Here is a 7184-nt window from a genome sequence, read left to right on the forward strand (position 1 = left end):
GATAAAATAAAAGCCATTACTGGATGTATGCCAGCGAGTATGACAGCATTCAGCGTCATAGCTACATACCTATAATAAACTCTCGTCTTTTGAAGGACTTAAGCCATTTGAAGGCCAGCCCAGCTCCAATACTCTCTTGGCGACTAGCTCTTTCGGTATACTGCCAACGGCCAGTAATCGCCATGTTTTTCCTGGGCTTTGCTGCCGGCCTACCCTTCTTGCTGGTGTTTTCGACACTCAGCGCATGGTTAAGTGATTACGGTATAGAAAAAACCACCATAGGCTTCTTTGGCTGGGTGGGTATTACCTATTCCATTAAGGTGCTGTGGTCACCCATAGTCGACCAACTCAGCCTGCCCTACCTCGGCACCAAGTTGGGCCAGCGCCGCAGCTGGATGCTGGTAGGGCAACTGGGTATAGCACTGGGCTTACTGTTATTAGCCCTGCTTGATCCGCAGCAACATATAGGCCTTATCGCATTAGCCGCCTTATTGGTGGCCTTTTCTTCATCCACCCAAGATATCGCCATAGACGCGTTTAGAATTGAGTCGGCCATACAAGAGTTTCAGGGTGCCATGTCGGCCACCTATATTTTTGGCTATCGCCTTGCCCTCTTGGTCGCCGGTGCTGGCGCGCTTTATATTGCCGAATTTTTTTCGTGGTCGGCCAGCTACCTGTGCATGGCCGGCTTAATGCTTATAGGCATCATCACCAGCTTAATCGTGCGAGAGCCTAATGGCGGTGACGCCAGCCTTACCCCGCGCAGTGATCACGACACCTTGCTGCAATGGTTTAGGCACGCCGTTATCGCCCCCTTTAGTGATTTTTTTAAGCGCCAAGGCAGTTTTGCGCTAATGATTTTGGCTTTTATTGCCCTCTTTCGACTCAGCGATATCACCATGGGCATTATGGCCAACCCTTTTTACTTAGATCTAGGGTTTAGCAAAACCGAAATTGCCGATATCGGTAAAGTGTTTGGTTTTTTTATGACGATTGCCGGCTCATTTCTCGGCGGCCTACTGGTAATACGCTACGGTGTTTATAAACCCTTAGTCGCCGGCGCCATTATGGTGGCCGCCACTAATTTATTATTTGTAGCATTGGCCAATATAGGCCCAGATATTTATTGGTTAATGGCCACTATTAGCGCCGATAACCTTAGTGCTGGCTTAGCTAACGCCGCCTTTATTGCTTATTTATCGGGCTTAACCAATAGAGCTTATACCGCCACCCAATACGCCTTATTTAGCTCGATAATGACGCTACCGGGTAAATCGTTAAGTGGTTTTTCGGGCTTAATTATAGATATCAGCAGCTACCAAAGCTTTTTTATGTACGCTGCTGTGATGGGCATACCCGCAATAATATTGGCGGTTATTGTGATGCGGCACGATAGAGCAAGGAATTAAAACCCCTGAGCCTTTTGTGCGGGGTGGGTGCAGGCAGCTATCGCTGCCCTGGTGAAAATATCAATCGCGAAAATTATTGAACTGCAGCGGCTGATCTAATTCTTGCTCGCGCAACAGCGCCATGGCCTGCTGTAAGTCGTCGCGTTTTTTACCAGTGACACGGACCTTGTCGCCCTGTATCTGGCTTTGCACTTTCATTTTGGACTCTTTAATAATTTTGACGATTTTTTTACAGACGTCACTTTCTAAGCCATTTTGCAAGGTCACTAATTTTTTAACCTGCTTACCTGCCGTTTCGACTTTGCCTAAGTTCATAGCCTGCGGGTCGATTTTGCACTTCACCAAGGCGGTGCGCAGCATATCTTCCATCTGCCGAATTTGATAATCGGATTCGGCAAAAATAGTTACGGTAAACTCTTTGCGCTCGAAGCTAGCGTCTACACCTTTAAAATCAAAACGCGTACCGATAATACGATTAGCTTGATCAATCGCATTGGTAAATTCATGAACGTCTACTTCAGAGACAATATCAAAAGTGGGCATAAGTAAGTTCTCATTGCATTCGAAGCGGCAAGCTTCAAGCTGTAAGCTGTAAGCTGTAAGCTTTAAGAAAAACACACTATTCCTCTTTCAGCTTGTAGCTTGAAACTTGTAGCTCAGCCCTTAAGGGCTGATAAAAAAATGAGTCAGCAATAAGCCGCGGACTCTAGATAAAGAGTGGATTGGACCTGTCCAAGACAAAGCCCGGCGCACCGATACCTATATAAAAGCCCACATATCATTCAACATGAAGGCCTTGTGTAATTAAAATGAGTCAGCAATAAGCCGGGTTTTGTCTTGGACAATCATTCATCTACGCCTTACGTCACCGCAAGGCTTTAGCAACCTACCCGCCCTCAGTGCGGGTCACACCTATAGAGGGCCTATTTGGTCTTGCTCCGAACGGGGTTTACCATGCCACGAACTGTTGCCAGTCGCGCGGTGCGCTCTTACCGCACCCTTTCACCCTTACCTGTTCATCCCGAAAGATGCCATCGGCGGTCTACTCTCTGCTGCACTTTCCGTAGGCTCGCGCCTCCCAGGCGTTACCTGGCGTTCTACCCTATGGAGCCCGGACTTTCCTCCCCCTGTGTTCACCCTAGGGCAAAAACAAGCGGCGACTGCCTAGCCAACTCGGGCGTGACTCTACCATCACAGCCCCACAAAGCAAGTGCTATTCGGCTTTTTGATCCAAACCGTATTGGTACAAAGGCTTCTTTTTTAGGCCGGTAATTTTGGCGGCTAAAACCGAAGCCTGCTTGATCGATAACTCTTCTAACAGCACATCCATAATGCGCCGCGCCTCGCTATCCAATTCGGTATTCTGCTCAACTGCGCCACGCAGTAATAGCACGCACTCACCGCGCTGCTGATTACTGTCTGCCGCCACCCAGGCCACCATCTCGGCCAAGGGCGCGCGTTTAATAGTTTCGTAGGTTTTGGTCAACTCGCGGGCCAACACCACCTCGCGCTCAGCACCCATTACCGCCGCCATATCCTGCAAGCTGGCGAGCAGTCGATGAGGGGCCTCGTAAAAAATCAGGGTGCGGGTTTCTTCTTGTAGAAACTGCAACTGCTTGATGCGCCCCTGCTGCTTGGCGGGCAAGAAACCTTCAAAAATAAACCGGTCTGACGGTAAGCCCGCGGCACTTAATGCGGTAATGGCGGCGCTGGCTCCGGGCACGGGCACAATTTTTATGCCCGCCGTCATCGCCGCATCGACTATGCGATAGCCGGGGTCGGAAATTAGCGGTGTGCCCGCATCTGAAATCAGGGCTATAGACTGCCCCGCCTGTATTTTGCCTATTAAATAATCAACCGTGTCGGCACCGCTGTGGTCGTGATAGGCTCGCAGCGGCGTTTCTATACCAAAATGCTGCATCAACCTCACACTATGGCGAGTATCTTCGGCAGCAATAAGATCTACCGATTGTAGTACCTCCACCGCTCGGGGTACCATATCCCCTAAATTACCTATAGGTGTGGCGACGATATAAAGCGCAGCTGTATGGTCCAACAATAATACTCCCAGCGAATCAATGTGGGCGCTAGACTATCAACGCAATGACATTCAGAACAGCCTTTTTTTCAGCCTTCAAACCTGCCGTTTTAACGACGGCACTGTTATTGAGCTTGGCCGCCTGTACGCCACAAGATGGTGGATCTGGCGCAGAGCAAACACCAGCAGCACAAAACACGCCGCAACAAATACAAGAGTTATTACAGCAATTGCAAAAAAGTGCCGGCAATAAACGGCAAAACCTGCAACTGACGCTGGTAGAGTTGCTACTGCAAGAGCAGCAAAGAGACTTAGCTAGCCAAATTTTAGAAGAGTTACAAGCCGAGCAGCTCAGCAATAGCCAGTATATTAGCTATAGCAAATTACTCTGCCAACTCTATATCCAGCGCGGCCTTTATCAGCAGGCCCTTATCACGCTAGATAGAGAGCGCTTGGTCAACCTTAGCGACCAATTTAACGTAACCCAGCAACTTGATTTCACCCATTTGCGCGCCAAAGTTTTAGCCCTGCTAGGTAGCCACTTGGCTAGCGCCCAACAGCGTATTTACATAGACCCGCTATTGGATAGTGAAACCCAAAGCCTCAACCGCAAAAGCATTTGGCGCTCGCTAATGTACGTGCCCACCGGGGAGTTAATACGCTACGAGAGCACCGCCTTTGGCGAAGAATACAAAGGTTGGCTATCACTAGCCTTAATCGTCAAAACCGCGCAAGGCGACTTAGATGAGCAAGTGAGGCGTTTAGATGAATGGCAGCAGCACTGGCCCAGCCATCCAGCTAACCAACCCCTGCCCGAAGACTTAGCGCTAATCCGTGAGCTGGCCGCCAATCAGGCCAAACAAATCGCCCTGCTATTACCTCTCACCGGTGCATTAGCACCCTATGGCCAAGCCATACGTGACGGCTTTATGGCTGCCCATTACCAAGCGTTACAGCATCGCAACAGCGCACCTATTATTAAAATTTATGACAGCGCCAGCGGCAGTAACTTCGCCGAACGCTATCAGCAAACGGTTAATGAGGGGGCCGAGGTGGTGATAGGCCCACTGGATAAATCCCATGTACGCCAGCTATTCGATGAGCCCATCAGCATTCCCACCTTGGCACTTAACCGCATAGAGGATTACGGCCAAGCACCCGAGCAACTATTTCAATTTGGCTTAGCCCCCGAAGATGAAGCCCTGCAAATTGCCGAGCTGGCCTTTTTAGAAAACCGCCGCAACGCCTTAATCATTAGCCCACGCGGTGATTGGGGTGAAAAAGTCAGCGCCGCTTTTGAGCAACACTGGCAGCAACTGGGCGCAAAAACCCTAGCTAATAGCCAGTTCAGTGGCCAAAAAGATTTATCAAGCTCTATAAAAAATGCCCTCTACCTACAGCACAGCGAAAGCCGCGCCCGCCGCATACAAGCCCTTGCCGGCCAACGTGTAGAGTTTGAGCCCCGCCGTCGCCAAGATATAGATATGATATTCTTATTAGCGCACCCCGAGCAGGCCCGCTCCATCAAACCCTTGCTCGACTACCACTACGCTAGCGACCTGCCCATATATGCCACCTCAAGAATCTACAGCGGCTATAGCGACAAGAAAAAAGACAGCGACATTAACGGCATTAAATTTACCGATATACCCTGGGTGCTCAACCCCGACAGCCCCTTAAAGCAGCTCGTTAATCGCGAACTGGACAACAGCAAGCTCTACCAACGTATGTATGCGCTAGGCGTAGACAGCTACCAGCTCTACCCTAGGCTAAAGCAATTACAGCACATACCCGACAGCCGCGTGTATGGCCAAACCGGCACGCTCAAATTAAACCCAAGCAATCAAATAGAACGTACGGTATTATTAGCTCAGTTTGTTGGCGGCCAAGCCAAAGTCATCGCCGCTGCCGACCAATCATTACATCAGGCATTTACGCCGCCGGCTGCAAAAACTGCTAGCCCGCGAGATGCCATAGACACCCGAATACTCAAGCAGTAAACATGACAAAAAACCTGTTGAAAAAGAATAGAAGGAGCCATGGATGGCACTGCAATACGTTGTTAACCGATTAAAACGCTCATACCAAGCGCGCAAGGCTAATTACAGCGGCCAACAAGTAGAACAACTGGCCGCCAAATATTTAACCCGCCATCAATTGCGTGTTTTAGCGTTCAATTATCGCTGCCGCCGCGGCGAGATAGATATTATTATGTTAGACGGTGAAACCATCGTATTTGTAGAGGTGCGTTATAGGCGCAGCAACAGCCATGGCACACCGCTGGAAACTGTGGATTTTCGCAAGCAACAAAAATTACTAATCACCGCTGAACATTATCTTCAGCAACATTTTCAAAACGCGCCCTGTCGTTTTGATGTCATCTCAGCACACTGCGACCCGGTAAGTGCAGAGCTCTGTTTTGATTGGGTTAAAAATGCGTTTAGTTATTAAAGCAAGAAGTGATTAAATAATGGATCTGTACGAATACGTTACTGAACTTTTTCACAGCCACATAGACACCAGCATGCGTAGCATGGAAGAACTCCCCATGACGCTGGCCGAGTGTGGTGAGTTAATGGCGCAGTGCCTGCTTAGCGATAAAAAAATTCTCTGCTGTGGTGAAGGTCAAAGTGGTGCCATAGCGCAAATTTTTGCCAGCCACTTACTCAACCGTTTCAATCACGAACGCCCTGGCCTCGCCGCCATCGCTCTTACCGATAGCACTACCGTCACCGCCATTACTGGCGAAGGTAATTTTGCTGAAGTTTTTGCGAAACAAATACGCGCATTGGGCCAGTCGGGGGATATTTTATTGGTGCTATCCAGCGGCAGTAACGTCACCTCCAGTTCGCAGGCCATTCAGGCCGCACACGATAGAGACATGCTGGTTATCACCATTAATAACAGCGAGCACGACAGCGCAGCGCTACTGCTGCCCGAAGATATAGAAATATGCATACCCTCTAATAACCGCGCCCGCGTGGGCGAAACACAGTTACTGATAGTCAACTGTCTCTGTGAACTGATTGAACAACAACTTTTTGGCAGCGAGGAATAACCCCATCATGTTTCGCACTATCAGCCTATTTTTACTCATTCTTTTAACACTTAACCTACAGGGCTGTAGCAAAATCATCTCTATGACCACCGACGGGCCATTAGATCAGGATGAAGGTGAACGCACCACCGGCAGCGTTATTGAAGATGAAGTGATAGAAACCAAGATTTTAGTCAACCTAGATAAAACCGACCAGCAACTGGCGTTAGCTCATATTAGTGTCACCTGCTACAACGGCGTAGTGCTGCTAACCGGCCAAGTGCGCGATGAATCCCTGCGCCAAATGGCTGCTAATATTGCCAACGATGTGCGCAAAGTGCGCAAGGTGCACAATGAGATTAGCGTCTCCGGCGCCACCTCCATGGTCGCCCGCTCCAACGACGCCTGGATTACCACCAAACTCAAAAGCAAAATGCTAATAAAGCCAAAAATTCAGGGCGGCCGCATTAAAGTCGTCACCGAAAACGGTACGGTATATTTGCTGGGCTTACTAACCCGCGAAGAAGGTGCACGTGTAGCCGAGTTAGCCCAACAAACCAGCGGCGTGCAAAAAGTGGTTATATTGTTTGAGTATATTTCTTAGCAGTCGATAGTCGATAGTCGATAGTCGATAGTCGATAGTCGATAGTCGATAGTCGATAGTCGATAGTCGATAGTCGATAGTCGATAGTCGATAGTC

The 7184-nt window shown here is 49.2% G+C and carries 7 protein-coding genes and 1 other RNA gene; 5 read left to right on the forward strand and 3 right to left on the reverse strand.

Annotated elements, in window-relative coordinates; all coding sequences use genetic code 11:
* Positions 1 to 107: 107 nt before the first annotated feature.
* On the forward strand, positions 108 to 1409 hold the full coding sequence (locus B067_RS0116860; RefSeq protein ID WP_051083874.1) for an AmpG family muropeptide MFS transporter: 1302 nt from the start codon (positions 108 to 110) through the stop codon (positions 1407 to 1409).
* A gap of 60 nt (positions 1410 to 1469) precedes the next feature.
* Here the strand turns inward: B067_RS0116860 and B067_RS0116865 are convergent, their stop codons facing one another.
* The 3 genes from B067_RS0116865 to rsmI all read right to left on the reverse strand — a co-directional run bounded on the left by B067_RS0116865 (position 1470) and on the right by rsmI (position 3465).
* Entirely contained in the window at positions 1470 to 1952 is a 483-nt protein-coding gene (locus B067_RS0116865; RefSeq protein ID WP_026244745.1) for a YajQ family cyclic di-GMP-binding protein, read from the reverse strand.
* Between the two features lie 263 nt (positions 1953 to 2215).
* An RNA gene (rnpB, locus tag B067_RS21465) (RNase P RNA component class A) lies at positions 2216 to 2585 on the reverse strand.
* 37 nt (positions 2586 to 2622) lie between these two features.
* Positions 2623 to 3465 (reverse strand): 16S rRNA (cytidine(1402)-2'-O)-methyltransferase, encoded by an 843-nt coding sequence (gene rsmI, locus B067_RS0116870; RefSeq protein WP_035802565.1) that lies wholly within the window; start codon positions 3463 to 3465, stop codon positions 2623 to 2625.
* 47 nt (positions 3466 to 3512) lie between these two features.
* Between rsmI and B067_RS0116875 the strand changes: the two genes are divergently transcribed.
* From B067_RS0116875 to B067_RS0116890, 4 genes are read left to right on the forward strand one after another with little or no spacing between them, the layout of a single operon-like run.
* Positions 3513 to 5447: a penicillin-binding protein activator gene (locus B067_RS0116875; protein ID WP_019531268.1), complete on the forward strand. Its 1935-nt coding sequence runs from the start codon at positions 3513 to 3515 to the stop codon at positions 5445 to 5447.
* Between the two features lie 43 nt (positions 5448 to 5490).
* On the forward strand, positions 5491 to 5898 hold the full coding sequence (locus B067_RS0116880; protein ID WP_019531269.1) for a YraN family protein: 408 nt from the start codon (positions 5491 to 5493) through the stop codon (positions 5896 to 5898).
* Between the two features lie 19 nt (positions 5899 to 5917).
* Entirely contained in the window at positions 5918 to 6505 is a 588-nt protein-coding gene (locus tag B067_RS0116885; RefSeq protein WP_019531270.1) for an SIS domain-containing protein, read from the forward strand.
* A gap of 7 nt (positions 6506 to 6512) precedes the next feature.
* Complete coding sequence (locus B067_RS0116890; protein WP_019531271.1) at positions 6513 to 7088, forward strand: BON domain-containing protein; 576 nt, start codon at positions 6513 to 6515, stop codon at positions 7086 to 7088.
* Positions 7089 to 7184: the final 96 nt, after the last annotated feature.

This window comes from Dasania marina DSM 21967, assembly GCF_000373485.1.
Taxonomy (GTDB): Bacteria; Pseudomonadota; Gammaproteobacteria; order Pseudomonadales; family Dasaniaceae; genus Dasania; species Dasania marina.